The sequence below is a fragment of the Cellulomonas sp. NEAU-ZC6 genome, from assembly GCF_056844425.1.
This window is the reverse complement of record NZ_JBXFYH010000002.1, coordinates 154,271-179,436: the sequence shown is the minus strand read 5'-3', so window position 1 is coordinate 179,436 and position 25,166 is coordinate 154,271. Positions and strand designations below refer to the sequence as shown.

Below are 25,166 nucleotides of genomic sequence, written 5' to 3'. Positions count from 1 at the left end.
GCCGAGGTGCGTGCCACCCTGGACGCATGCCCGCACCGCACGAGTCCGCCCTGGAGACCTACGCCGGCCCGCTGGAACCGGAGGGCGACTACGACCGGCTGCTGCTGGACGGCCACGACCTGGCCGGGGTCGACGCCGAGAGCAGCCGGTTCATCGAGTGCCTGCTGCGGGGCTGCGACCTGGACGGCGCGACGCTCGACCACGCGCACCTGGTCGACACCACGCTGGCCGACTGCCGCGCCGGCACGCTCCGCGCCCGGTCCGGCACCTGGCGGGACGTGACCCTGCGCGACTGCCGGTTCGGTGCGCTGGAGGCGTTCGGCGGCTCCTGGGACCGGGTGACCGTCGAGGGCGGCAAGATCGACTACCTGAACCTGCGCGACTCCCGCGTGCAGGACGTCCGCCTGGTGGGCTGCACGATCGGCGACCTGGACCTGGCCGGGGTGAAGGCTGCGCGCGTCCGGTTCGAGGGCTGCCGGGTGGGCCGCCTGGACGTGACCCGGGCGCAGCTGCGGGAGGTGGACCTGCGCGGCGCCGACCTGGCCGGCATCGACGGGACCGCGGGTCTGAAGGGCGCGACGATCAGCGAGCAGCAGCTCCTGGAGCTCGCCGGTGCGCTCGCCGCGCACCTCGGGGTGACCGTGCGCTGAGCGCGCACGGGGGTGCGACCCGGGCCGGCCTGCCCCCCGCTCGGGCCGACCCGGGTCGGTCTGTGGGTGGGTCAGTCCTCGACCGCCGGGCCGCACGCGGCGGCGGCGGTCGCGGCGATGGCGTCGATCCCGGACACCTCCGGCCGCGGCCGGGTGTCCCCGGCGACGGCCCAGCAGCCGTCGACCACCTCGTACGCCGCGCGCGGCCCCGCGGCCACGAACGCCCGCAGCCCGGCGAGCAGCCGGTCGACCGTGTCCGTGGTGGTGCCGACGCCGACCGAGGCGCGGACCGCCCCGCCGGTGACGCCGACCCGGGCGAGCAGCGGGTGCGCGCAGAACCGCCCGTCGCGCACCCCGATGCCGTGCTCGGCGGACAGGTAGGCGGCAACCAGGCCGGCGTCGTGCTCGCCGAGCGTGAACGCGACCACGCCGACCGGCTCGGCCGAGTCGGACCACAGCCGCAGCACGCGCGCGCCCGGGATCGTCGCGAGCCCGTCGACCAGGCGCGCCCGCAGCGCGGCCTCGTGCTCGGCGAGCGCACCGGCCGGCAGGCCGGCGAGGGCGTCGCAGGCCTCGGCCAGCGCCACGGCACCGAGCACGTTGGGCGAGCCGCCCTCGTGCCGGGCCGGCGCGGGCTGCCAGAGCGTCCGGTCCGTGCGGACGTCCCGGACCGCGCCGCCGCCGGCCAGGTACGGGGCGCCGGCGTCCAGCCAGTCCCGGCGACCGACCAGCGCCCCCGCGCCGAACGGGGCGTAGGTCTTGTGCCCGGAGAACGCCACGTAGTCCACGCCGGAGTCCGCCAGCGAGAACGCCCGGTGCGGGAGCAGCTGCGCGCCGTCCACCGCCACCCGGGCCCCGGCCTCCTGGGCCAGCGCCACCACGGACGGGATCGGCAGCGCCTCGCCCGTGACGTTCGACGCCCCGGTCACCGTCACCAGCGCGTACGGCAGGCGCGCGAGCTCGGTGCGCAGCGCCGTGAGCGTCTCGGCGACCGTGGGCGCGGCCGGCAGGATCGTCGCGGTGCGGCCGGAGCCGCGCACCGAGGACACCCACGGAAGCAAGTTCGCGTGGTGCTCGACGTCCAGCACGAGCACCCGCCCGCCGTCCGGGACGCAGCCCGCCAGCAGGTTCAGCGCGTCCGTGGTGTTGCGGGTGATCACCGCGACGTCGTCCGCGCGGGCGCCGGCGAACCGGGCGACCGCGGCCCGCGACGCCTCGTACAGCGCGGTCGACACCTGGGACAGGTAGCCGGCGCCGCGGTGCACCGACGCGTACAGCGGCAGCACCTCGACGACGCGGGCGGCGACCTGCTCGAGCGCCGGTGCCGACGCCGCGTAGTCGAGGTTGGCGTACGGCACCGACCGGCCGTCGACCAGCGGGACGAGCGTCCCGGCGCCGACGACGGGCAGCAGCGCGGCCGCGGCCGGTGCACAGGTGGTGGTGGTGCTGACGGACATGGGAGTACCCCCGGGACGGATCTGGGGGCTCGGTCACGGACCGGGCGACCCCGCGCTTGCCGGCCGCCGGACGGCGGTCGGCCAGGTCGTCACCCGGGGCACCCCGCCGCGGTGGGAGGGTTGCCGGCCAGCGAGCCGGGGCTTCGCGCTGGCGCTCATGACCTGGTTCGAGGATGGGCGGGGCCGCGCGCGCGTGTCAACACCGGTCCACGGAGCGGGCGGGGTGAACCGCTCCCCGGCGGCCGTGGCGTAGCATCGCCGCACCATCCAGAGCGGCTGAGAGATCTGGCTCGACGACGCCGCAGCAACCCGTGGACCTGGGCGCCCGCCCGGCCCTGCCGAGGGTGCTTCCGCCAGAACCGATGGAGGAGACGCATGACCGAGACCGACGACCGCCTGCGCTACCGCCTGCTGACGGGGCCGGACGACCGCACCTTCTGCGAGCGGGTCAGCGCCGCGCTCGCCGAGGGCTACGAGCTGCACGGCGGCCCGGCCGCGACCTTCGACGGCGAGCGCGTCGTCGTCGCGCAGGCCGTGGTCCTGCCCGCCGCGACCGCCCCGCACGCCACGGTGCGCCCGCTGTGACCGCGCCGTACGCGGGTGACCTCACCCCGCAGGAGGCCTGGGACCTGCTGCTGCAGGACGAGCGGGCCGTCCTGGTGGACGTCCGCACCGAGGGCGAGTGGCGGACGATCGGCGTGCCCGACACCGCCGACGCGGGCGACGACCGCACGGCCTTCGTGCAGTGGACCGACCAGCTGGGCCGGCCGAACGCGCGGTTCCTCGACGAGCTGGCGGCCGCCGGCGTGACGGCCGACGACCCGCGGCCCGTCGTGTTCCTGTGCCGGTCCGGCGCGCGGTCGGTCGCCGCCGCCGTCACCGCGACCGCCGCCGGGCTCGGCCCGGCGTACAACGTGCTCACCGGGTTCGAGGGCGACGTCGGCCCGGACGGGCAGCGGGGGCACCAGGGCTGGCGCGCCGCCGGCCTGCCCTGGCGGGAGGCGTGACCGGCGCGGACGACCTGACCGGCGCGCCCGGTCCTGCCGACTGGCACGACGGCCGGCTGCCCCGGGACACGCTGCGCCCGGACACGCTGGCCGTCCGCGGCGGCACGGTGCGCACCCCGTTCCAGGAGACGTCCGAGGCGCTGTTCCTCACGCAGGGCTACGTGTACGAGCGCGCCGCCGACGCCGAGGCGGCGTTCGCGGGCGAGGCCGACCGGTTCCTGTACTCCCGGTACGGCAACCCGACGGTGTCGACGTTCGAGGAGCGGCTCCGCCTGCTCGAGGGCGCCGAGGCCTGCTACGCCACCGCCTCCGGGATGTCCGCGGTGTTCACCGCGCTCGCCGCGCTGGTCCGCTCCGGCTCCCGGGTCGTGGCGGCCCGGGCGCTGTTCGGGTCGACCGTCGTGATCTTCGACGAGATCCTCGCGCGGTGGGGCGTGCGCACCGACTACGTCGACGGCCACGTGCCGGAGCAGTGGGAGCAGGCGCTGGCCACCCCGGCCGACGTGGTGTTCTTCGAGACGCCGTCCAACCCGATGCAGGACCTGGTCGACATCGCGACCGTCAGCCGGCTCGCGCACGCCGCCGGGGCCGTGGTCGTCGTGGACAACGTGTTCGCCACCCCGGTGCTGTCCCGGCCGCTCGAGCTCGGCGCCGACGTCGTCGTGTACTCGGCCACCAAGCACATCGACGGGCAGGGCCGGGTGCTCGGCGGCGCGATCCTCGGCACCGACGCCTACGTGCACGGTCCCGTGCAGACGCTCATCCGGAACACCGGGCCGTCGCTGTCCGCGTTCAACGCGTGGGTGCTGCTCAAGGGCCTGGAGACGCTGTCGCTGCGCGTCCGGCACCAGACGGCGTCCGCCCTGACGCTGGCGACGTGGCTGGAGCAGCACCCGGCGGTCGCGCAGGTGCGGTACCCGTACCTGCCGTCGCACCCGCAGCACGCCCTCGCGCTCGCGCAGCAGGACGGCGGCGGCACGGTCGTGACGTTCGACCTGCGGGTGCCCGACGGTGCCGGCGCCGACCTCGCCAAGCAGGCGACCTTCGGCGTGCTCGACGCGCTGCGGGTGGTCGACATCTCCAACAACCTCGGCGACGCGAAGTCGCTGGTCACGCACCCGGCGACGACGACGCACCGCAAGCTCGGCGCCGCCGGCCGCGCGGCGGTGGGCATCGCCGAGTCGACCGTGCGGCTGTCGGTCGGGCTCGAGGACCCGGCGGACCTGCGGGACGACCTGGACCAGGCCCTGGCGGCGCTGGACGCCTGACGCGCGGCGGGCGCCGGCGTCAGTTCCGCGCGCCGCCGGCCGCCGGCGAGCGGGCCGGCTCCGCCCGGGGCTGCCAGCGCGTCCAGGCCACCGCGGCCGCTGTCGTCAGGGGCAGCCCCACGGCCAGCGCCGACCAGCCGAGCACCGCGGGCGCCGCGCCGGCGACCGCCAGTCCCCCGGGGCCGAGGACCGCCCCGGCCAGCGTGGTCAGGGCCGCGGTGGCGGCCACGGCGACGGCCAGGGCACGGCCGCGGCGCGGTTCCCCCGGCCGCGGGAGCCGTCGTGCCACGGCCAGGACCCCCGCCCCGACGAGCGTCAGGAGCAGCACCACGGGCACGACGCCGACCAGGAACATCAGCACCGCGTAGCCGAGGAACGCGGCGCGCGAGCCGGCGTCGCCCGCCCACGCGCCCGCCACCAGCCACCCGGCGAGCAGCGGCACGCCGAGCACCGACCAGTGCCACGTCCGTGTCATCGGCACACCGTACCGACGCCCGTGCCGGGTCAGGCGACGAGCGCGCGGAGCTCGTCCTCCACGGCCCGGCCGCCGGCGAGCGGGTGCAGCACGACGCCGTCCACCCCGGCCCGCACAGCGAGCTCGCGGACCTCGGCCACCAGCCGGTCCGCGGTCGTCACCACCCGGGTGTCGGCGGGCGACCAGGTCAGGCCCGCCAGCGCGTCCAGGTGCTCCAGCTGGGACCGCTTGCGCCGCGCCGTCCGCTCGTCGCCGGCCAGCACGACCTCGAGGTCCAGGAGCACGCGCACCCCGTCGCGGTCCCGGCCGGACTCGGCGAGGGCCTCGTCGACCAGGGCGGCGACCCGGGCCAGCGCGCCGACCGAGGGCACGGCGACGGAGAACTCCAGGCGGATGACGTCCGCGGTGCGCGCGGCCACCGCGATCGCGGACTCGGACCCGGGCCGGGCCTCGACGGTCCGGACGCCGTAGCGGGGCGTCCGGACGTGGATCGCCGGCGGCTCCGTCGCGTTGACCGCGGACGGCGCGGACGGCGCGGACCAGGGGTGCTCGGCGAGGGCGGGCTGCTCGGGGCCGGCAGCGCGGGCGGGGCCGGCAGCGCGGGCGGCACGCGCACGCGTGGGCCGGGTGCCGGAGGGGGCGGGGTGGAGGTGGGCGACCGCGGGCGCGCGGTCCAGCACGGGCTGAGCCATGGGGGTGTCCTCGACAGGAGGCGGGTGCGCGCGGGGGCCGGGGCGGCCGCGGGCGCGCGGGGTCGTCAGCTCAGCGACAACACACCCGGGTCAGGAACACGCGAGCACGCTAACCCGCCGGCGCCACGCGGCACCACGCCGCGTCCACATGCCGGGCGACCGTGACGCCCGGGGCCCGGCCGGGCCCGGGTCGCGTCGGGCCGAGCCCGGGCACGGGTGGGTCAGCGGCGGGTCAGGAGACCAGCGACCGCATCACGGAGGTGAAGAACCGCAGGCCGTCGGTGCCGGACCGCGGGCCGCGGGCGCCGTCCGGGCCGAACCCGGCCTCGACCGCGTGCTCGGGGTGCGGCATCAGCCCGACGACGTTGCCCCGGGCGTTGCTGATGCCGGCGATGCCGCGGCGGGAGCCGTTCGGGTTCGCGTCCTCGTAGCGGAAGACCACGCGGCCCTCCCCCTCCAGCTCGTCCAGCGTGCGCTCGTCGGCGACGTACTGGCCGTCCTGGTTCTTGAGCGGGATGGTGATCCGCTCGCCCTCGCGGTACTCGCCGGTCCAGGCGGTGCCGGTCCGCTCGACGGACAGCACCTGCTCGCGGCAGACGAAGTGCAGGTGGTCGTTCTTGATCATCGACCCGGGCAGCAGGTGCGCCTCGGTGAGGACCTGGAAGCCGTTGCAGATGCCGAGCACGGGCATCCCCTTGCCGGCGGCCTCGACGACCTCGCCCATCACGGGCGCGAACCGGCTGATGGCGCCGGCCCGCAGGTAGTCGCCGTACGAGAAACCGCCGGGCAGGACGACGGCGTCGACCCCCTTGAGGTCGGCGTCCGCGTGCCAGAGCGCGACGGGCTCGGCACCGGCGAGCCGCACCGCGCGCGCGGCGTCGCGGTCGTCCAGCGTGCCGGGGAACGTGACGACGCCGATCCTCGTCATCAGGCGAGGCCGCCCGACGTGATGGTGGCGGCCGCGTCGGCCTCGGAGTCGGCGACCCGCACGACGTCCTCGATGACCGGGTTGGACAGCACCTGGGCGGCGGCCTCGGCGGCGGCGGCGAGGACCTCGGGGGTCACCGGCCCGTCGACCTCGAGCTCGAACCGCTTGCCCTGGCGGACGGCGGTGAACTGCCCGAAGCCCAGCCGCGGCAGCGCGCCGGCGACGGCCTTGCCCTGCGGGTCGAGGATCTCCGGCTTGGGCATCACATCGACGACGACTCGTCCCACGGGTGAGCTCCCTGGTTCGCGGCGGTGGGGATGGTCACAGCCTACCGACCCCGCGGGACTGCTGGCGCCCGCCGCCCGCGCACCCGGCTCAGGCGGCCCGGACCACGCCCACGTGCGCGGCGTCGCCGCCGGTCAGGTACGCCAGCACCGTCGCGTTGTCGGCGCGGGCCAGGTCCGGCGAGGTGCCGATGACGACGATGGCCCAGCCCCGGTCCAGCAGCGCGTCGAGCCACGCGTCGTCGTGCTCGGCCACCAGCTCGGACTCGTCGCCGACCCACAGGGTCGCCCAGCCGCCGGCCGCCGTGAGCGACGCGCGGTACCCGTCGACCTCCGTCAGGACGGCGTCGGTCTGCGCGCCGAGACCGAGGGCGGCGGTGAACCGGTCGAGCCGCGACAGCACCCCGGCGTCCGCGGCCGTGGGGTGCACGACCCAGCACGCGACCGGGCGGCCGTCGCGCGGGTGGTAGCCGAGCGCGGCACGGGCGGCGATCCCGTGGGGGGCGAGGACTCGCAGGTCAGGGCACATGGGTGGCTCGACGTTACGACCCGGTACGCCCGCTGTCGCCGGGAGGGTGGGGTGCTAGCACCCAGGCCCCGTTCGCGGTGCCACCCGATCGGCCGACCTCGTCCGGGTGGTGGACGCCGGCGGCGTCCGGACCGGTGGCCTCACAGCTCCCGGTGCGTCCACCGCCCGGCCAGCAGCGTCCCGGCCACCGGCAGCTCGCGCAGCGCCGCCCCGCTCGCGCCGAGGGGGTCCGCGTCCAGCACCGCCAGGTCGGCCGGGGCCCCGACGGCGAGCTCCAGGGGCTGGCCGTCGGTGGACGACCGGAGCGCCGTCAGCAGGTCCAGCCGCTGCTCGGGGTGCCACGCCTCGCGCCCGTCGCGCGTGCGCTCGACGGCGGCGGACACCGCCTGCCAAGGGTCCAGCGGCGCCACCGGCGCGTCGGAGCCCATCGCGAGCCGGACGCCGGCCGCGGCCAGCGACGCCAGCGGGAACGCGCGGCCGGTGCGCCCGGCCCAGTGCCGGTCCGCCACGTCGCGGTCGTCCATCGCGTGCTCCGGCTGCACCGAGGCGAGCAGGTCCAGCGCGGCGAACCGGGCGACGTCGGCGTCGGTCAGCAGCTGCGCGTGCTCCACCGACCCGCGGGCGCCGCTGGCCTCGAACGCGTCGAGCGCGAGGGTGTTGGCGTGGTCGCCGATCGCGTGGATCGCGCAGGTGAGGCCCTTGCGGTGCGCGTGCGCCATCAGCGGCACCAGGTGCTCCGTCGGCACGGCGAGGATGCCGTGCGCGTCCGGGCCGGTCAGGCCCGGGTACGGGTCGTGGCAGTAGGCGGTGCGGGTGTTGAGCGAGCCGTCGGTGACCACCTTGAGCGGGCCCTGCTGCAGCAGCCCGCGCGTGCCGACGACCACGTCGCCGGTGCGCAGCTCCTCGGCGAGCACCCGGTCCAGGTACGGCTCCCAGACGCCGGCCCGCACCCGCAGCGCGTCGTTCCCGGCCGCGATCCGGCGCCGCCACGGGGTCAGGTTCTCGGTGATCTCGAGCTCGACCACGCCGACGACGCCGCGCTTCGCTGCGGCCTGCGAGGCCTCGGCGACCCAGGCGTCGGCGACGTCGTCGGAGACCTGGTCGACCACGGCGGTCAGCGGCAGCCAGTCGCCCTCGCGGAGCAGCCCGGTCGGGTGCCCGCCGACCCCGGCGTACCGCAGCCCGGCGGTGCTGAACCAGGCGCAGTGCAGGTCGGCGGACACCAGCACCACCGGGGTCTCGCCGACGGCCGCGTCGAGCAGAGCCGCGGTCGGTGCGTCGGGCCACAGCCCGTCGCGGAACCCGTAGCCCACCAGCGCGGTCCCCGGCGTGACCGGCCGCGCGGCGAGCCGGTCCCGCACGATCTGCACCGCGTGCGCGGCGGACGTCGCGGCGGACACGTCGAGCCGCTGCCGGGCGAGCGCCCACTGCGTCATGTGCGTGTGCGCGTCCCACAGCCCGGGCAGCACCGTGCGCCCGTCCAGGTCGACCTGCTCCACCCCCGCGCCGGCCGTGCGGGCGACGTCCGGCCCGACGGCCTGCACCCGCCCGTCGCGCAGCAGCACGTCGACGGTGCGGGCGGCGCCCAGCAGGCGGGCGCGGGTCAGGACGAGGGCGGCGGCGGTCACAGGGGTCTCCGGGGGGGTGCGGGCAGTCAGGCCCAGTCGGGGCGGCGGTCGAGCTCGGCGCGCATGGCGGCCGCGAGCGCCGGGTCGGCGTAGTGCGGGTCGGTCTCCAGGGCCGCGGCGACGCGCTCGGCGACGGCGCGCGGCTTGTCCTGGCTGAGCTTGGCCTTGGCCTGGAACCGGGTCACCCGCAGCCGGAAGCCGACGGCGCCCGGTGCGATCCGGCGGGCGTAGCCCTCGACGTCCGGCATCCGCACCGGCTCCGGCATCGGCGCCTCGTACCGGTCGACCGTCGCGGCCATCACGGCGTACGAGTCCTCGGCGTCGAGCAGCTCGAGGGTGCCGTACAGGTGCACCGCCACGTAGTTCCACGTCGGGACGGCCGGGGCGTAGCCGTACCAGCCCGGGGACACGTAGCCGTAGGGGCCCTCGACCACCAGCAGGTGCTCGCGCGTGCCGTCGACCTGGTGCAGCACCTCGTCGGGGCGGCCGAGGTGGCTGAGCACCTCCAGCGGCGCGGCGGGCACCCGGAACCGGTCGGGCAGGCCGTGGGCGTCGCGCCGCGGGCGCGGGGCCGGCGGTGCCGGCGAGGTCGACGAAGCCGACGGGGGCCCCGGCGTCGCGGCGGCACCGGGCAGCGGCACGTCGTCCGCGAGCAGCACGGGCACGTGCGACACGACGGGCCCGTCGTCCGTGCTGCTCACCAGCGTCGCCCAGCCGTGCCGGCGCACGACCTCGCGGACCTGCGCCTCGTCCGTCAGGACGTACTCGGTGGTGTGGATCACGGGCACATTCCACCACCGCGGACGGTGCCGGCGGCACCCCGCGGCGTGTGACGGGCGCGTAAAACTTTCATTTCCTGCTGAACTTTCAGCAGCGTGGGTATTGAGTCCGGCCCGCCCGCGGAGTTGACTGACCGCACCGCAGCCGGCCACCACGCCGGCGGATCGTGCACCGTCCCACCCCGACGTCGGCGCGACCGCCCTCCCCCGGCACCTCTCCCCCCGCACGCCGCAGCGTCCCGACGCGTCCCGATCCATCCCGGCACGCTCGCGGCACCTCGTCGTACCCCCGCACTCCCCCGCCATCTCGGGCGGCCCCGCGCCGCCGACCCCCTGTGGAGGACACATGACATCGACCCGGCTCCGGCTGGTCGCCGGCGCAGCCGTGCTGGCCCTGGCGCTCACCGCGTGCAGCGGCGGCTCCGACAGCGACGACCAGGCCTCGACCGGCACGTCCGCCGGCGGCGCGATCCGCGTCGCCGTCACCGACCCGGTCCAGCTGATCCCCGGCCGCCAGTCGATCGCCTTCGACTTCAACATGGCGGTCTGGTCCTCGCTGACCTGGGTCGACGAGGCCGGCGAGCTGTCCTACGTCGCCGCCGAGTCGGTCGAGTCCGACGACGCGACCACCTGGACGATCACGCTGAAGGACGGCTGGACGTTCCACGACGGGACGCCGGTCACCGCGCAGTCCTACGTCGACGCGTGGAACGCCGTCGCGTACGGCCCGAACGCGTGGGAGAACACCGGCCAGCTGGCCAACATCGTCGGCTACGCGGACCTCAACACCACCGAGGGCGAGCCCGCCACCGAGATGTCCGGCCTGACCGTCGTCGACGACACCACCTTCACGGTCGAGCTGACCGGTCCCGACGGCCAGTTCCCGATGCAGCTGTCCCAGGCGCAGACGGCGTTCTACCCGATGCCCGAGTCGGCGTTCGAGGACTTCGACGCGTACAACACGCACCCCGTGGGCAACGGCCCGTTCCAGGTCGAGACGGACTACGCCGAGAACGAGGAGATGACCGTCACGGCGTACGAGGACTACCAGGGCACGGAGCCCACGGTCGACGAGATCACCTTCGTCCCCTACACCGACACCACCACGGCCTACACCGACGTGCAGGCGGGCAACCTCGACATCGCGGGCGTCCCGGTGGCCCGGCAGACGCAGGCCGCCGCCGACTTCGGCGACCACCTGTACTCGTTCGAGGCCGCGGGCATCTCCTACCTCGGCCTGCCGCTCTGGGACGAGCGCTACGGCGACGTCCGGGTGCGCCAGGCGATCTCCATGGCGATCGACCGCGACACCATCAACGACGTCATCTACGGCGGCCTGTTCACCCCGGCCACCGCGCTGACCCCGGCCGTCGAGGCGGGCACGCCCGAGGGCATCTGCGGCGAGTACTGCGAGTACGACCCCGCCGCCGCCAAGGCGCTGCTCGAGGAGGCCGGCGGGTTCGACGGCACGATCGACATCTCCTACCCCGGCGGCAGCGGCATGGACGAGCTGTACACCGCCATCGCCAACCAGCTGCGGCAGAACCTCGGGGTCGACGCGGTCGCCACCCCGAGCACCGACTGGGCCGAGTTCGCGGGCAACCGCGAGGCCGGCACCATCAGCGGCCCGTTCTTCTCCCGCTGGGGCGCGCTCTACCCGAGCCAGCAGAACACCCTGCGGGCGTTCTACGTCGAGGGCGGCGGCTGCCCCAACTGCATCCCGTACTACGAGCCGGAGGTCGCCGACCTGATCGCGGCGGCGGACGCCGAGACCGACGCGGCCGCGGCCGCCGACGCCTACGCCGCCGTGCAGGAGCGCATCATCGAGGACTTCCCGGCCCCGCCGCTGTTCTTCGAGACCTACTCCTACGTGACGTCGGACCGCGTCGCCGAGCTGCCCACGTCGGCCGTCGGCAACCCGACCTTCACCGCCGTCGTCCTCGCCGAGGGCGCATGAACCAGCGCACCACGCCGACGGGCTCGCTCGAGGACGTCCTCGAGCGGGCCCGCCGGGTCGCCCCGATCTCCGGCTTCCCCCCGGTCGACGAGCTGCTCGCCTGGTTCGGCACGCTCGCCGCCGCCCACCCCAGCCTGGTCCGCGAGCGCCGCATCGGCACCTCGCGGCTCGGCGAGCCCATCCCGATGTTCACCGTCGGGTCCGGCCCGCGGCCGCACCTGCTGTTCGCCGGCGTGCACCCCAACGAGCCGATCGGCTTCCGCACCCTGCAGCACCTCGCCTCCGAGCTGGTCGCCGACCCCGACCTGCTCGCCGCGTCGGGCGCCACCTGGCACCTGGTCCCGTGCATCGACCCGGACGGCACCCGGCTGAACGAGTCCTGGTTCGCCGACCCGTCCGACCGCACCGCGTACTCCCGCGGGTTCTACCGGCCCGCGCCGGCGGAGCAGGCCGAGTGGACGTTCCCGTTCGCGTACCGGGACGCCTACTTCGACGACGTGATCCCCGAGACCCAGGCGCTGATGCGCGTGATCGACGAGGTCCGGCCCGAGCTCATGGTCAGCCTGCACAACGCCGAGCTCGGCGGCGTCTACTACTACCTGTCCGAGGACGTCCCCGGCGCGGTGCCCGCGCTGCACGCCGTGCCCCGCGCCCTCGGGCTGCCGCTGGACGTCGGCGAGGCCGAGTCCCCCGCCATCCGGTCCATCGCCCCGGCCGTCTACCTGATGTCGAGCATGGCCGACGAGTACGACTACCTGGACGGGCTCGGGATGGACGCGGCGGCCATGGTCGGCGGCGACTCCTCCTCGGCGTACGCCCGCCGGCACGGCACCGTGTCGCTCGTCGCCGAGCTGCCGTACTGGTCGCACCCCCTGGCCGACGACAGCACGCCGACGTCCCTGGACTACGCCGACGTCGTCCGTGCCAAGGGCGAGGCGATGGTCGAGCTCGGGGCGACCCTGGTCGGCCTGCTGGACGAGGCCCGGCCGGACCTCACCATCCGGTCCCCGTTCCTGCGGGCCAGCGAGGCGTTCATCCCGATGACCGGCGAGATGGGCCGGTCCGAGCTCCTGCGCGCCGAGCGCCCCGAGGTCCGCCGCACGGCGACCGCCGCGGAGGTGTTCAGCAACGAGGACGTCGTCCGGATGTTCCGGCTGCGCTGGGGCGGCATGCTGCTGCGCGCGCTGGACGCCGAGGTGCACGCCGGGCTCGCGACCGCGCGGGTGCACCGCGTCGCCGAGCGCGCCCGCCGGGTCTACGCCGGGTGGACGGCCGAGGCGGACTCCCTGGCCGGCCTCACCGTGCTGCCCGTCGAGCAGCTGGTCGGCGTGCAGTACGGCGCGACGCTGGCGATGTCCCGCGTCCTGGCGGACCGGGGCGCCCGGTGACCCGGTTCGCCCTGCGCCGGGGCGTCGAGCTGCTGATCGTGTTCCTGGGCGTCACCCTGGTGATCTACCTGATGGTGTTCGCGCTGCCCGGCGACCCGATCCGGTCCCTCGGCGGCGACCGGCCGCTGCCGGAGAACGTCGTGGCCGAGCTGCGCGAGCGGTACCACCTGGACGAGCCCGTGCTGCAGCAGTACGCGCGGTACATCGGCGGGCTGTTCACCGGCGACCTCGGCACCAACTTCAGCGGGCAGTCCGTCGCCTCCCGCATGGAGTCCCGCTGGCCCGTGACCATCACCCTGGCCCTGACCGCCTGGGGCATCGAGGTCGTCGTCGGCGTGGCCCTCGGCCTGTTCGCGGCCCTGCGCCGCGGCCGGACCGGCGACCGCGTCGTCCTGGCCGGCACCATCCTGGCCACGAGCATCCCGGCGTTCGTCGTCGCGGTGACCGCCCAGCTGGTGCTCGGCGTCCGGCTCGGCTGGTTCCCGGTCGCCGGCACGGGCGAGGGCTGGCCCACCGCCTACCTGCTCCCGGCCGCCGTCATCGCCGTGTTCGGGCTGGCGTCCGTGACCCGCCTGATGCGCGGGTCCGTGGTGGACACCCTGCAGTCCGACTTCGTGCGCACCCTGCGGGCCAAGGGGCTGCGCGAGCGGCAGGTCGTCGGCGTGCACGTGCTGCGCAACTCCGCGATCCCCGTGCTGACGTTCCTCGCGATCGACCTGGGCTTCCTGCTCGGTGGCGCCGTCGTCGTCGAGGGCGTGTTCAACCTGCCCGGCGTCGGCCAGCTGCTGTTCCAGGCGATCCGCGCGCACGAGGGTCCGACCGTCGTCGGCGTCTCCACCGCGCTGATCATCGTCTTCCTGCTGACGAACCTGGTCGTGGACCTGCTCTCGTCCGTGCTCGACCCGAGGATCCGCCATGAGTGAGACCGTCGCCGCGACCGTGCCCGAGCTCGCCGTCGGCGAGCCCACCGCCGCGCCCCGCGGGGTGTGGCGCACCCTGCGCCGGCGCGTGCTGTTCTGGATCTGCACCGGCGTGCTCGCCGTCCTGGCGCTGGTCGCCGTCGCGCCGTCGTGGTTCGCCGGCTGGTTCGGCCAGCCCGACCCGCGCGCGTGCGACCTGTCCGCGAGCGCCCGGCCGCCGGGCGGGGAGCACGTGTTCGGCACCGACGTCCAGGGCTGCGACGTGTACGCGAACGTCATCTACGGCGCGCGCGCCTCGCTCACCGTCGGCCTGCTGTGCACCGCCATCGCCCTGGTCGTCGCGCTGGTCGTCGGCACCGCCGCCGGGTTCTACGGCGGCCTCGCCGACCGGCTGATCGGGCGCCTGACCGACGTGTTCCTGGGCTTCCCGTTCCTGCTCGGCGCCGTCGTCGTCCTGACGTCGATCGGCACCCGGTCCGCCGTCACCGTGGCCCTGGTGCTGGCGCTGTTCTCCTGGCCCACGATGGCCCGGCTGGTCCGCGGCTCCGTCCGCGCCGTCCGGGACGCCCCGTACGTCGAGGCCGCGCGCGCCATGGGCCTGCGGGACCGGCGCATCATCGCCCGGTACGTGCTGCCCAACTCCATCGGCCCCGTGCTCGCCGTGGCCACCACGATGGTCGGCGGCGTCATCGTGTCCGAGTCGACCCTGACGTTCCTCGGCCTCGGGCTGCGCGCCCCGTCGATCTCCTGGGGGCTGCAGCTGTCCAGCGCGCAGACGTTCTTCCAGACCTCCCCGCACATGCTGCTGTTCCCGAGCATCTTTCTGACCGTCACCGTCCTGGCGATGATCACCCTGGGCGACGTCCTGCGCGACGTCCTCGACCCCAAGGGCCGCTAGGCCCGCGGGCCCAGCTGGGCCCGACTCCCCCTCGTCCCCGCCGGAGGCCCGTCCCATGTCCGAGAGCACCACCGCCACCATCCGCGCCGCGGCGCCCTACCTCGCCTCCTGGGTCGACCAGCAGGCGACGTTCCGGCGCGCCGTCGGGGTCCAGGTGGCGATCCGGTCGGGCGACGACGTCGTCCTCGACCACGCGTGGGGCACCGCCGACGTGACCACCGGTGAGGCCCTGCGCACCGACCACCTGTTCCGGATCGCCTCGCACTCCAAGTCGTTCACCGCCACCGCGGTCATGCGGCTGGTCGAGGCCGGCCGGCTGCGCCTGGACGACACCGTCGGCAGCCGGGTGCCCGAGCTCGCCGGCTCCCCGCTGGCGACCCGGACCGTCCGCGAGCTGCTCGGCCACCAGGCCGGCGTCATCCGCGACGGCGAGCGCGGCGACTTCTGGCAGCTCGACGGCCCGTTCCCGGACCGGGAGACCCTCGTCGCCGAGCTGCTCGAGTCCGGGGAGGTGTTCGGCGCCAACGAGCACTTCAAGTACTCGAACTACGGCTACGGCATCCTCGGCCTGATCATCGAGGAGGTCACCGGCGAGTCCTACGCGGACCACCTGCGCACCGCCGTCCTCGAGCCGCTCGGCATGGCCGACACCGGCGCCGAGTACGACCCCGCCCGGGCCGCCGACTACGCCGGCGGGCACACCGCCCTGCTCGACGCCGAGGACGAGCGCGAGCCGATCGAGCACGTCGACACCCGCGCCCTGGCCGCCGCCACCGGCTTCTACTCGACCGCCCGGGACATGACCGCGTTCGGCGCCGCGCACTTCCGGGGCGACGAGACCCTGCTGTCCGACGCCGGCAAGCGGCTGCTGCACCGCCAGGAGTCCGTGGTGACGGCCTACGGCGCCGAGATCGGGCGGTACGGCATCGGCCTGGACCTGCGCACCATCGGCGAGCGCGAGGTCGTCGGGCACTCCGGCGGCTACCCCGGCCACATCACCCGCACCTACATCGACCCGGAGGCGCACCTGGTCGTCAGCGTCCTCACCAACGCCATCGACGGCCCCGCCGACCCGATCGCCGTCGGGCTGATCAAGCTGATCGACCTCGCGCTGAACCCGCCCGCCGACGCGCCCGAGCCGCCCGCCGACGCCCGGCCGCTCGCCGAGTACACCGGCCGGTTCGGCGCCCTGTGGGGCGTCTCCGACATCGCCGAGCTCGGCGGGCGGCTGCTGATGCTGCGCCCGAACCTGCCCGACCCGGCCGCCGCCTACGAGGAGCTCACCGTCACCGGCCGGGACACCCTGCGGATCAAGTCCGGGCCCGGGTTCGGCAACGTCGGCGAGCAGGTCGTCCTCGAGCGCGACGCCGACGACGCGATCACCGCCGTGCGCGACGGGATGACCGCCTGGCCGCTCGACGCCTTCCGCCGCCGGCGCACCGGGATGACGCGCCTGCGACCCGCCGGTGCGCCGGTCGAGCCGTCCCTAGGGTGAGCGCATGAGCAGCGACGACGCCCTCCACCCGCCCGCGCCCGCGCCCGCGCCCGCGGAGCCGACCACCGCCGGGCCCACGGCGCCTGCCGATCCCGCGGCGCCCGCCGAGCCCGTCGAGCCCGTGCCGTCCGCCGAGGCGCTGGCCTGGGTGGAGGAGTTCGCGCTCACCTGGGAGGGGTCGTCCAAGACCCCGCGGATGGAGGGCCGGATCCTCGGCCTGCTCATGATCGTCGACGCCCCCTACCTGTCGTCCCACCAGATCGCCCGGCTGCTCTCCGCGAGCGCCGGCGCGGTCTCCGGGGCGACCCGCAAGCTCGTCGACGGCGGGTTCGTGAAGCGGCACGCCGTCGCCGGGGACCGGAACCACTACTTCCGCGTCGAGGACGACGTCTGGGGCAGCTGGCTGGAGAGCGAGCGCGCCTACCTGCCCCGGCTGCAGCGCGTGATCGACGACGGGATCGCCGCGAGCGCCGGCGCCGACGCGAGCCAGCGCCGCCGCCTGCTCAACGCGCGCCACTACATGGAGTGGCTCGCCGGGTACCACCGCAAGATGCTCGCCGACTGGGAGGCCTACCGCGACGCGCAGGCCGGGACTGGAGAACCGTGACCACCGACCCCACGCCGACCGGCGCGCTCGACACCGCTCCCCCCGCGGACACCACGGGATCCACCGGGAGCGCGGGATCCACCGTGCTGTCCGTGCGCGACCTCACCGTCACGTTCCGGATCGACGGCGGGCGGTCCCCCGACGTGCACGCCGTGCGGGGCGTGTCGTTCGACCTGGCGCGCGGCGAGGTGCTCGCCGTCGTCGGGGAGTCCGGCTCCGGCAAGAGCGTCTCGTCCCTGGCGGTCCTCGGCCTGCTGCCCGGCTCCGCCACCGTGACCGGCAGCGCCCTGCTCGGAGACCTGGAGCTCGTCGGCCTGGACCGCCGCGCCCTGTCCGACGTGCGCGGCCGGCGGGTCGCGATGATCTTCCAGGACCCGTCCAACGCCATGGACCCCGTCTTCACCATCGGCTACCAGCTCCGCGAGACCCTGCGCCGGCACCTGCCGGGCCTGTCCCGCGCCGAGGCCAAGGCCCGCGCCGTCGAGCTGCTGCGCCTGGTCGAGCTGCCCGAGCCCGAGCAGCGCCTCGGCTTCTACCCGCACCAGCTCTCCGGGGGGCAGGCGCAGCGCGTGATGATCGCCATGGCCCTCGCCTGCGACCCCGAGGTGCTCGTCGCCGACGAGCCCACCACCGCCCTCGACGTCACCGTGCAGGCCGAGGTGCTCGACGTCCTGCGCCGGCTGCGCGACCGCACGTCCGCCGCCATCGTGCTCATCACGCACGACATGGGCGTCGTCGCCGACCTCGCCGACCGCGTCGTCGTCATGCGGCACGGCGCCGTCGTGGAGACGGCCCGCGTCGCCGACCTGTTCGCCGCGCCCGAGGCCGACTACACCCGCACCCTGCTGTCCGCCGTGCCGCGCACCGGCACCCCCGAGCGGCCCAGCGGCGCGGACGACCGCGAGCGGCCCGCGCTGAACGTCGAGCACCTGGTCGTCGAGTACCGGAACCGGCGCGGGCGCGTCGTCCGGGCCGTCGACGACGTCACCCTGCGCGTCCAGCCGGGCGAGATGCTCGCGCTGGTCGGCGAGTCCGGCTCCGGCAAGTCGACCCTCGGCCGGTGCGCCCTCGGCCTCGCCCCGCTCACCTCCGGGACCGTCGAGGTCGTCGGCACGCGGCTCGGCCGGGACACCCCTCGCGCCGTGCGCGCCGCCCGCACCCGGATCGGCGTGGTGTTCCAGAACCCCGCCGCGTCCCTCAACCCGCGCTACTCCATCGGCCAGTCCGTGGCCGAGCCGCTCCAGGTGCACGCCGGCCTGCGCGGGGCCGCGCTGGAGGCCCGCGTCGCCGAGCTGCTCGACAGCGTCGAGCTGCCCGCCGCCTGGGCCGCCCGCTACCCGCACGAGCTGTCCGGCGGCCAGCGCCAGCGCGTGTCCATCGCCCGGGCGATCTCGCTCGACCCCGAGCTGCTCATCGCCGACGAGCCCACCTCCGCGCTCGACGTGTCCGTGCAGGCGACCGTGCTCGAGCTGTTCCGGTCCATCCAGCGGCGCCTCCGGTTCGCCTGCCTGTTCATCAGCCACGACCTCGCCGTCGTCGACGAGCTCGCCGACCGCGTCGCCGTCATGCACCGCGGCCGGCTGGTCGAGACCGGCGAGCGCAGCCGGGTCCTGGGCGCCCCCGAGGACCCGTACACCCGGCGGCTGCTGGACGCCGCACCCGTCCCCGACCCGGCCGCGCAGGCCACCCGGCGGGCGGCGCGCGCGGCCTCCTGACCGCGTCGTCCGGGCGGGTGATGCCGACCACACGACTGGATTTCGCAGCCCGATACCACCAAGATGGCGACTTCGCCACAGGAACGCGTGCGACCGTCCGATGAGGACGAGACCACGGGGGCGCGACCTCCTGTGGCACCGCGGCACCGGTCCCCCGGTGCCGTCCCGGGCTGCAGACCGTGCGGCCTGCCGCGAGGAGGTACCAGCATGACCATCGAGATGACTCCCCTCGACGACCTCCAGGCCGTCGTCGGCCCGCTGCCCTGCGCCGCACGGCCGCACTCCGGCCTCGTGCACCGCGACGGGCCCTGCCAGTGCTTCATCGGCGGCCCCGCGCCCGAGCACCTCAGCCCCCTCGCCGACGTCGCCCGGCCCCGGACCGGCGCCGCGTAGGGCGAGCACCCATCCGGGACGCCACCCGCTCCGAACCCTCGGTGACACCACCCCCGATGGGATCCCAGGAGCGATGATGCGACGCACCCGCAGCACCTACGCCGTGGCCGCCATGGCCGCCGGACTGACCCTGAGCCTGACCCTCGCCGCGTGCGGCAGCAGCGGCGACGACACCACCGCGGGCAACAGCCCGGCGGCCTCGTCCACCATGAACATGGGCGGCATGGACATGGGCTCCGTCGAGCCCGTCAGCACCGGCGACCCGTTCGCCGACGCCCGCACCGCCGCCGAGCACATGCCGGAGACCGGCCTCACGCTGGCGACCGGCCTGGCCGCCGCGACGGGCACCGCAGGCGAGGTCGACTCCGAGGCCGCCGCCCTGCGGTCCGGGCTCACCGCGATGCTCCAGGAGCACGTCTACCTGACCGGCATCGGCGTCGCCACCGCCTACACCGCGGGCCCCGACTCCGCCGAGTTCACCGCCGCCAAGGCCGCGCTGGACGGCAACACCGCCGACCTGGCCGACGCCGTCGGCTCGATCGCCGGCGAGGAGCAGGGCATGGCGTTCCAGCAGCTCTGGGACGAGCACATCGGCTACTTCGTCGACTACGCCGTCGCCGTCAAGGGCGGCGACCAGGCCGCCGCCGACGCCGCGCAGGTCTCCCTCGCCGGCTACACCACCGAGGCCGGTGCGTTCTTCGAGCAGATCAGCGCGGGCAACCTGCCCGCCGCCGCCGTGGCCGAGGCGCTGACGATGCACGTCACCACCCTCACCGCCGCGATCGACGCCCTCGCCGCCGGCGAGCCCACCGCGTCCGACACGCTCAAGGCCGCGGCCGACCACGTCGGCATGGACGCCGCCACCATCGCGACCGGCCTCGCCGCCGGCGCCGGCCTGTCCGGCGACGCCATGGACGACGCCTCCACCCTGCGGGCGAACCTCACCGCCATGCTCCAGGAGCACGTCTACCTGGCCTCGTACGCGGTGTTCACGGCGTACACCGCCGAGGGCGGCGTGGAGTCCCCGGCGTTCACCGCCGCGGCCGCCACGCTCGACGCCAACTCCGTCCAGCTGTCCGAGGCCGTCGCCTCGCTCGCCGGCGAGGAGAACGGCACCGCGTTCCTCGACCTGTGGCGCGAGCACATCGGCTTCTTCGTCGACTACGCGGTGGCCGACGCCACCGGCGACGAGGGCGCCCGGAACCAGGCGCTCATGGACCTCGACGGCTACCGCGGCCCCGCCGGGGAGTTCTTCGAGACGGTGAGCAACGGCGAGCTGCCCGCCGACGACGTCGCCGCCGGCCTGGGCATGCACGTCTCCACCCTGGCCGGTGCGATCGACTCGCTGGCCGCCGCGCTCGTCAAGTGACGCGCACCCGGTGACGGGCGCACCGGCCGGGCTCGCCGCCCGGCCGGTGCCGCCCGGCCCGCGCCCCTCGGAGCGGCCGCGAGGCGGGCCGGGCGGCCGTCGGGGCCGGTCGCGGTCCGTGCGGCAGACTGTCGGACGTGTCCTCCCCCGGTACCCACCCCCCAGCGCGCGCGACGGCCGACGACGCCCTCGCGCGGGTCGCCGCGGGCGACCTCGACGCGTTCACCGCGTTGTACGACTCGCTGTCCCCCGCCGTGCACGGCACGGCCCTCGCCGTCCTCCGCGACCCCGACCACGCGGCGGAAGTGACTCAGGAGGTCATGGTGGAGATCTGGCGCACGGCGTCCCGCTGGGACCCCCGCCGCGGCTCCGCGCGCGCGTGGGCGTCCACCATGGCGCACCGCCGGGCCGTCGACCGCGTGCGGTCCGTGCAGGCCCAGCGCACCCGCGACCAGGCCGTGCTCGACGGCGACCGGCCGCGCGAGTTCGACGTCGTGGCCGACCAGGTCGAGACCAACCTGGAGGCCGAGCGCGTGCGGCACTGCCTCGGCGGGCTCACCGACACCCAGCGCGAGGCCGTCGTCCTCGCCTACTACGACGGGCGCACCTACCGCGAGGTCGCCGAGACCCTCGCCGCCGCCCTGCCGACCGTGAAGAGCCGGATCCGCGACGGCCTCATCCGCCTGCGCGACTGCCTGGGGGTGGCCGCGTGAGCGCCCCGACGCCCCGTCCCGGGGACCGCCGCCCGGACGACGCCGCCACCCGCGAGCTGATCGGCGCGTGGGCGCTCGACGCCCTCGACCCCGCCGAGCGCGCCGCGGTGGACGACCTGCTCGCCCGCGACCCCGACGCCGCCCGCGAGGCGCGGTCGTTGCAGGAGACCGCCGCCGTGCTCGCCGCGGCCGTCGCCGTGCCCGCGCCCGACGACGTCCGGGCCGCCGTGCTCGCCGCCGTCGCGCGCACTGCCCAGGAGTCGGGCGACGGGGTCGGCACCGCGGGGACCGCGCCGGCTGCGTCTGCGTCGGCTGCCTCCGCTCCGGCTGCGTCCGCTCCGGCGGAGGCGCCCGGGGCAGCCGCGCCCGCCCGGCCGCACACCGCGCCGCCGCACGCGGCGCCGTCGCGCCCGAACGCGACCTCCGGGTCCGCCTCGGCCTCCGGGCCCGCCGCCGGCGGGTCGACCGGACCCGGGAACGCCGGCACCCGGCCCGCGGGCCGCCGGGGCGCGCGCCGCCGTCGGCCCTGGCTGACCGCCGTCGTCGCCGCGGCCGTCGCGTTCGCGGTGGCGGTGCCCAGCACCATCGCCTGGCGCGAGTCCCAGCGCGCCGCCGAGGTCCAGGCCCGTACCGACCGGCTCACCAGCCTGCTGGCCGAGCCCGGCGCCCAGGTCCTCGCCGCCGACGTCTCGACCGGCGGCACGGCCGTCGCCGTCGTGACCGACGACGCCGCCCTCGTCACCGCGACCGGCCTCGACGCGCCCGGCGCCGGCGAGGTCTACCAGCTGTGGGTCATGCAGGAGGGCGTCCCCGTCCCCGACGCCACCACCGGCACGACCGACGGCGTCCTCGAGATCAGCACCGACGCCTACCGCGAGGGCGACGCGCTCGCCCTGACGGTCGAGCCCGAGGGCGGCTCCGCCGCGCCGACCACCGAGCCGGTGGTGGTGCTCGCCCCGGCGTGACCCGCGCCGCACGTGCACGACGGCCCCCGGATCGCTGCGGCGACCGGGGGCCGTCTCGGTCCCGGCACGGGGTCGTGGGTGCCGGGTCGTGGGCGCCGGGTCGTCGGTGCCGGGTCTCGGTGCCGGGTCGTCGGTGCCGCGCGCTCAGGTGGCGTCGGCCGCCGGGTGCGCGGTGCCCCGCGGGATCACCAGCGGCGTCCCCGCCAGGGGGTCCGGGATCACCAGGCACGGGAGCCCGAACACGCGCTCCACGAGCTCCGCCGTGACGACCTCGGCGGGCGGGCCCTGCGCCACGACGGCGCCGTCCTTCATCACCACGACGTTCGTCGCGTACCGCGCCGCGTGGTTCAGGTCGTGCAGCACGGCGACCAGCGTCGCCCCCTCCCGGTGCAGCCGGGCGAACAGGTCCATCAGCTCGATCTGGTGCGCGATGTCCAGGAACGTCGTCGGCTCGTCGAGCAGCAGGATGCCCGTCTCCTGCGCCAGCGCCATCGCCACCCACACCCGCTGCCGCTGGCCGCCCGAGAGCTCGTCCACCGGCACGTCGGCGAGCTCGGCCACGCGGGTCGCGACCATCGCCTCGGCCACCGCGTGCCGGTCGGCCTCGGACTGCTGCCGGAACAGGTTCTGGTGCGGGTACCGGCCGCGGGCGACGAGCTCGGCGACGGTGATGCCTTCCGGCGCCAGCGCGATCTGCGGGAGCAGCCCCACCCGGCGCGCCACCTCCTTGGTGTGCATCCGGTGGATCGACTCGCCGTCCAGCACCACCTCGCCGCTGCTCGGGCGGAGCAGCCGGGCGAGCGAGCGCAGCAGCGTCGACTTGCCGCACGCGTTCGGCCCGACGATCACCGTGAACGAGCCGTCCGGGATCGCCAGGTCGAGGTCCGTCGACACGGTCCTGCGCTCGTAGCCGAGGGTCACCCCGTCGGTCCGCAGCCGCTGCTCGCTCACCATCGTCGCCGCGCCTCCTGCACGATCAGGGCCAGCAGGTACGCCCCGCCCAGCACCACCGTCACCACACCCACCGGCACCGCCGTCGGCAGCACGTGCTGCGCCACCACGTCCGCGCCGAGCAGCACCACGCCGCCCGTCAGCGCCGACGCCAGCAGCGGCAGCCCCGCCGACCCCGCCAGCCGGCGGGCGATCTGCGGGGCGGCCAGCGCCACGAACGCGATCGGGCCGGCCGTCGCCGTCACCGTCGCGATCAGGGCGATACCCAGCACCACCACCGCCAGCCGCGCGGGCTCGACCCGCAGGCCGTGCGCGCCCGCCGCGTCGTCCCCGAGCTCCAGCTGCCGCAGCGGGCCGCGGACCGCACCGACCAGCGGCGCCAGCACGGCCAGCACCACCAGCGCCGGCACCGCCTGCGGCCAGCCCACCAGCGAGATCGACCCCGCGCCCCAGATCGAGGCGGTCATCGCCACCTCGGTGTCCGCGCGCAGCAGCAGCCACACGTTCAGCCCGTGCAGCATCCCCGTCACGCCGATGCCGACCACGATCAGCCGGAAGCCCTGCACCCCGTCCCGGTACGCCAGGAGGTAGACCACCAGCGCCGTCAGCAGACCCGCGACCAGCGCGCCGGTCGAGACGCCGACCGTGCCCGCGCCGAGCAGCGTGGTCACCACCAGCACGCCGGTGTACGACCCCGTCGAGAAGCCGATCAGGTCCGGCGAGCCCAGCGGGTTCCGGGTCAGCGACTGGAACAGCGCGCCGGAGACGGCGAGCGCCGCGCCGAACACCAGCGCGACCAGCACCCGGGGCAGCCGCCACTGCGTCACGATCGTGCTCGCGAAGCCCTGGTCCGAGACCAGCGCCCGCACCACGTCCGGGACGCTCAGCGGGTAGTCGCCGAGCCCCAGGGCGAGCAGCGCCAAGAGCACCGCGGCGACGGTCAGGCCCGTGACCGCGACCCGGCCGCGCCGTCGCGCGGGCGTCGACGGCCGCACCGCACGCGGCCGCCGCCCGGCCGTGGTCCGCTCCGTCGCAGTGCCGCTCACAGCCCGCTCGCCTTCCGCCGCCGGACCAGCGCGATCAGCACCGGCGCCCCGACGAACGCCGTCACCACGCCCACAGGCAGCTCGCCCGGCCACAGCAGCACCCGCGCCGCCACGTCCGCCAGCAGCACCAGCACCGGCCCGGCCACCGCCGACAGGCCGACGATCCAGCGCTGGTCCGGACCGACCAGCCAGCGCACGATGTGCGGCACCATCAGCCCCACCAGCGCGATCGGCCCGGCCATCGCCGTCGCCCCGCCCGCCAGCAGCGTGATCGCGACCACGGCGAGCACGCGCGTGCGCTGCACCGACGCGCCGAGCACCGTCGCCAGGTCCTCGCCGAGCCCCAGCGTGTTCAGCGCCCCCGCCACCACCGCCGCCAGCACCAGCCCGGCCACGACGAACGGCAGCACCGGGAGGACGACGTTCCAGCCCCGCGCCTGGAACGACCCCGACTCCCAGGTCAGCAGCACCGCGAACCGTTCCGGGTCGGTCAGCCGCAGCGCACCGATCACGCCGGTCAGCACCGCGCTCAGCGCCACCCCCGCCAGGGTCAGCTGGGCGGGGCTCGCGTTCGACCGCCCCGCCGAGCCGACCAGGTAGACGGCGAGCGTCGCCACCAGCGCGCCCGCGAAGGCGAACCACACGTAGCCCGACGGCCGCGTCACGCCCAGCAGCACCACGCCCATCGCCACCGCGAACGCCGCCCCGCTCGACACCCCCAGGATGCCCGGGTCCGCCAGCGGGTTGCGGGTCAGCGCCTGCATCAGGGCCCCCGCCACCGCGAGCGCCGACCCGACCAGCACCGCGAGCACCGTGCGCGGTAGCCGGAGACCCACGACCGCCGCGCGGTCCGGAGCGGGCACGTCCTGCCCGGTCAGCGCACCCCACACCGTGCCGAGGCCCACCGGACGCGACCCGACGGCCAGGCTCAGCCCGAGGGCGAGCGCGAGCAGCACCAGGAGAGCCAGCAGCGCCAGGCCGCGCCGCGCGGGCGCGGACGTCGTCGTGCGGGTCGTCCCGGCAGCGACGGCGGTCACCCGGGGTTCTCGCAC

General features: G+C 75.9%; 25 protein-coding genes, 1 pseudogene and 2 riboswitches. Of the genes and pseudogenes, 15 read left to right on the top strand and 11 right to left on the bottom strand.

All coding sequences use genetic code 11. The features are described from left to right. The first annotated feature begins 26 nt into the window (after positions 1 to 26). Complete coding sequence (locus tag AC1050_RS10860; RefSeq protein WP_482387421.1) at positions 27 to 650, top strand: pentapeptide repeat-containing protein; 624 nt, start codon at positions 27 to 29, stop codon at positions 648 to 650. Between the two features lie 71 nt (positions 651 to 721). On the opposite strand, the gene AC1050_RS10855 is transcribed toward AC1050_RS10860, so the two are convergent. After that, positions 722 to 2,107, bottom strand: a complete 1,386-nt coding sequence (locus AC1050_RS10855; protein ID WP_482387420.1) for an aminotransferase class V-fold PLP-dependent enzyme — start codon at positions 2,105 to 2,107, stop codon at positions 722 to 724. Between the two features lie 47 nt (positions 2,108 to 2,154). Next, positions 2,155 to 2,270: riboswitch (SAM riboswitch) on the bottom strand. Between the two features lie 97 nt (positions 2,271 to 2,367). Further along, a riboswitch (SAM riboswitch) is annotated at positions 2,368 to 2,476 on the top strand. A gap of 6 nt (positions 2,477 to 2,482) precedes the next feature. Between AC1050_RS10855 and AC1050_RS10850 the strand changes: the two are divergent. The 3 genes and pseudogenes from AC1050_RS10850 to AC1050_RS10840 form a co-directional block, all read left to right on the top strand. Then, a pseudogene (locus AC1050_RS10850) lies at positions 2,483 to 2,665 on the top strand (DUF1737 domain-containing protein); the annotation flags it as partial. Between the two features lie 23 nt (positions 2,666 to 2,688). Then, positions 2,689 to 3,114 carry a rhodanese-like domain-containing protein gene (locus AC1050_RS10845; protein WP_482387419.1) on the top strand — a complete coding sequence of 142 codons (426 nt, stop codon included), beginning with the start codon at positions 2,689 to 2,691 and terminating at the stop codon, positions 3,112 to 3,114. 14 nt (positions 3,115 to 3,128) lie between these two features. After that, positions 3,129 to 4,382, top strand: a complete 1,254-nt coding sequence (locus AC1050_RS10840) for an O-succinylhomoserine sulfhydrylase (protein WP_482387925.1) — start codon at positions 3,129 to 3,131, stop codon at positions 4,380 to 4,382. 19 nt (positions 4,383 to 4,401) lie between these two features. Here AC1050_RS10840 and AC1050_RS10835 read toward each other — a convergent pair whose 3' ends face one another. From AC1050_RS10835 to AC1050_RS10805, 7 genes are all read right to left on the bottom strand, one after another. Beyond that, positions 4,402 to 4,857, bottom strand: coding sequence for a hypothetical protein (locus tag AC1050_RS10835; RefSeq protein ID WP_482387418.1), 456 nt, complete (start codon positions 4,855 to 4,857; stop codon positions 4,402 to 4,404). Between the two features lie 29 nt (positions 4,858 to 4,886). Further along, the gene (locus AC1050_RS10830; protein ID WP_482387417.1) at positions 4,887 to 5,549 is read right to left on the bottom strand and encodes a hypothetical protein; all 663 of its coding nucleotides are present in this window, start codon (positions 5,547 to 5,549) and stop codon (positions 4,887 to 4,889) included. 232 nt (positions 5,550 to 5,781) lie between these two features. Further along, positions 5,782 to 6,477 (bottom strand): phosphoribosylformylglycinamidine synthase subunit PurQ, encoded by a 696-nt coding sequence (gene purQ / locus AC1050_RS10825; RefSeq protein WP_482387416.1) that lies wholly within the window; start codon positions 6,475 to 6,477, stop codon positions 5,782 to 5,784. Continuing rightward, the gene (purS, locus tag AC1050_RS10820; protein WP_482387415.1) at positions 6,477 to 6,764 is read right to left on the bottom strand and encodes a phosphoribosylformylglycinamidine synthase subunit PurS; all 288 of its coding nucleotides are present in this window, start codon (positions 6,762 to 6,764) and stop codon (positions 6,477 to 6,479) included. Before purS ends, purQ begins: the two co-directional genes overlap by 1 nt. A gap of 88 nt (positions 6,765 to 6,852) precedes the next feature. Further along, the gene (locus AC1050_RS10815) at positions 6,853 to 7,290 is read right to left on the bottom strand and encodes a hypothetical protein (RefSeq protein ID WP_482387414.1); all 438 of its coding nucleotides are present in this window, start codon (positions 7,288 to 7,290) and stop codon (positions 6,853 to 6,855) included. Positions 7,291 to 7,430: 140 nt separating this feature from the next. Beyond that, complete coding sequence (locus AC1050_RS10810; protein ID WP_482387413.1) at positions 7,431 to 8,918, bottom strand: amidohydrolase; 1,488 nt, start codon at positions 8,916 to 8,918, stop codon at positions 7,431 to 7,433. A gap of 26 nt (positions 8,919 to 8,944) precedes the next feature. Further along, positions 8,945 to 9,700 (bottom strand): FMN-binding negative transcriptional regulator, encoded by a 756-nt coding sequence (locus tag AC1050_RS10805; protein ID WP_482387412.1) that lies wholly within the window; start codon positions 9,698 to 9,700, stop codon positions 8,945 to 8,947. A gap of 343 nt (positions 9,701 to 10,043) precedes the next feature. Between AC1050_RS10805 and AC1050_RS10800 the strand changes: the two genes are divergently transcribed. From AC1050_RS10800 to AC1050_RS10750, 11 genes are all read left to right on the top strand, one after another. Further along, positions 10,044 to 11,654 carry a peptide ABC transporter substrate-binding protein gene (locus AC1050_RS10800; protein ID WP_482387411.1) on the top strand — a complete coding sequence of 537 codons (1,611 nt, stop codon included), beginning with the start codon at positions 10,044 to 10,046 and terminating at the stop codon, positions 11,652 to 11,654. After that, entirely contained in the window at positions 11,651 to 13,042 is a 1,392-nt protein-coding gene (locus AC1050_RS10795) for a M14 family zinc carboxypeptidase (RefSeq protein ID WP_482387410.1), read from the top strand. Before AC1050_RS10800 ends, AC1050_RS10795 begins: the two co-directional genes overlap by 4 nt. Next, positions 13,039 to 13,965 carry an ABC transporter permease gene (locus AC1050_RS10790; RefSeq protein WP_482387409.1) on the top strand — a complete coding sequence of 309 codons (927 nt, stop codon included), beginning with the start codon at positions 13,039 to 13,041 and terminating at the stop codon, positions 13,963 to 13,965. Before AC1050_RS10795 ends, AC1050_RS10790 begins: the two co-directional genes overlap by 4 nt. Beyond that, positions 13,958 to 14,860 carry an ABC transporter permease gene (locus AC1050_RS10785; RefSeq protein WP_482387408.1) on the top strand — a complete coding sequence of 301 codons (903 nt, stop codon included), beginning with the start codon at positions 13,958 to 13,960 and terminating at the stop codon, positions 14,858 to 14,860. Before AC1050_RS10790 ends, AC1050_RS10785 begins: the two co-directional genes overlap by 8 nt. A gap of 55 nt (positions 14,861 to 14,915) precedes the next feature. Next, the gene (locus AC1050_RS10780; RefSeq protein WP_482387407.1) at positions 14,916 to 16,355 is read left to right on the top strand and encodes a serine hydrolase domain-containing protein; all 1,440 of its coding nucleotides are present in this window, start codon (positions 14,916 to 14,918) and stop codon (positions 16,353 to 16,355) included. Positions 16,356 to 16,359: 4 nt separating this feature from the next. Next, positions 16,360 to 16,962 carry a GbsR/MarR family transcriptional regulator gene (locus tag AC1050_RS10775; protein WP_482387406.1) on the top strand — a complete coding sequence of 201 codons (603 nt, stop codon included), beginning with the start codon at positions 16,360 to 16,362 and terminating at the stop codon, positions 16,960 to 16,962. After that, entirely contained in the window at positions 16,959 to 18,677 is a 1,719-nt protein-coding gene (locus AC1050_RS10770; protein ID WP_482387405.1) for an ABC transporter ATP-binding protein, read from the top strand. Before AC1050_RS10775 ends, AC1050_RS10770 begins: the two co-directional genes overlap by 4 nt. 207 nt (positions 18,678 to 18,884) lie before the next feature. After that, on the top strand, positions 18,885 to 19,070 hold the full coding sequence (locus AC1050_RS10765) for a hypothetical protein (protein WP_482387404.1): 186 nt from the start codon (positions 18,885 to 18,887) through the stop codon (positions 19,068 to 19,070). Positions 19,071 to 19,146: 76 nt separating this feature from the next. Next, a complete protein-coding gene (locus AC1050_RS10760; RefSeq protein ID WP_482387403.1) occupies positions 19,147 to 20,439 on the top strand; it encodes a hypothetical protein in 1,293 nt (430 codons plus the stop codon). Between the two features lie 137 nt (positions 20,440 to 20,576). Then, entirely contained in the window at positions 20,577 to 21,152 is a 576-nt protein-coding gene (gene sigK / locus AC1050_RS10755) for an ECF RNA polymerase sigma factor SigK (RefSeq protein WP_482387402.1), read from the top strand. Next, the gene (locus AC1050_RS10750; RefSeq protein ID WP_482387401.1) at positions 21,149 to 22,117 is read left to right on the top strand and encodes an anti-sigma factor; all 969 of its coding nucleotides are present in this window, start codon (positions 21,149 to 21,151) and stop codon (positions 22,115 to 22,117) included. Before sigK ends, AC1050_RS10750 begins: the two co-directional genes overlap by 4 nt. 144 nt (positions 22,118 to 22,261) lie before the next feature. Here the strand turns inward: AC1050_RS10750 and AC1050_RS10745 are convergent, their stop codons facing one another. The 3 genes from AC1050_RS10745 to AC1050_RS10735 are packed head-to-tail and all read right to left on the bottom strand — an operon-like array spanning position 22,262 to position 25,166. Further along, positions 22,262 to 23,071 carry an ABC transporter ATP-binding protein gene (locus AC1050_RS10745; RefSeq protein WP_482387400.1) on the bottom strand — a complete coding sequence of 270 codons (810 nt, stop codon included), beginning with the start codon at positions 23,069 to 23,071 and terminating at the stop codon, positions 22,262 to 22,264. After that, positions 23,065 to 24,114 (bottom strand): FecCD family ABC transporter permease, encoded by a 1,050-nt coding sequence (locus tag AC1050_RS10740; RefSeq protein WP_482387399.1) that lies wholly within the window; start codon positions 24,112 to 24,114, stop codon positions 23,065 to 23,067. Before AC1050_RS10740 ends, AC1050_RS10745 begins: the two co-directional genes overlap by 7 nt. Beyond that, entirely contained in the window at positions 24,111 to 25,166 is a 1,056-nt protein-coding gene (locus AC1050_RS10735) for a FecCD family ABC transporter permease (protein ID WP_482387398.1), read from the bottom strand. Before AC1050_RS10735 ends, AC1050_RS10740 begins: the two co-directional genes overlap by 4 nt.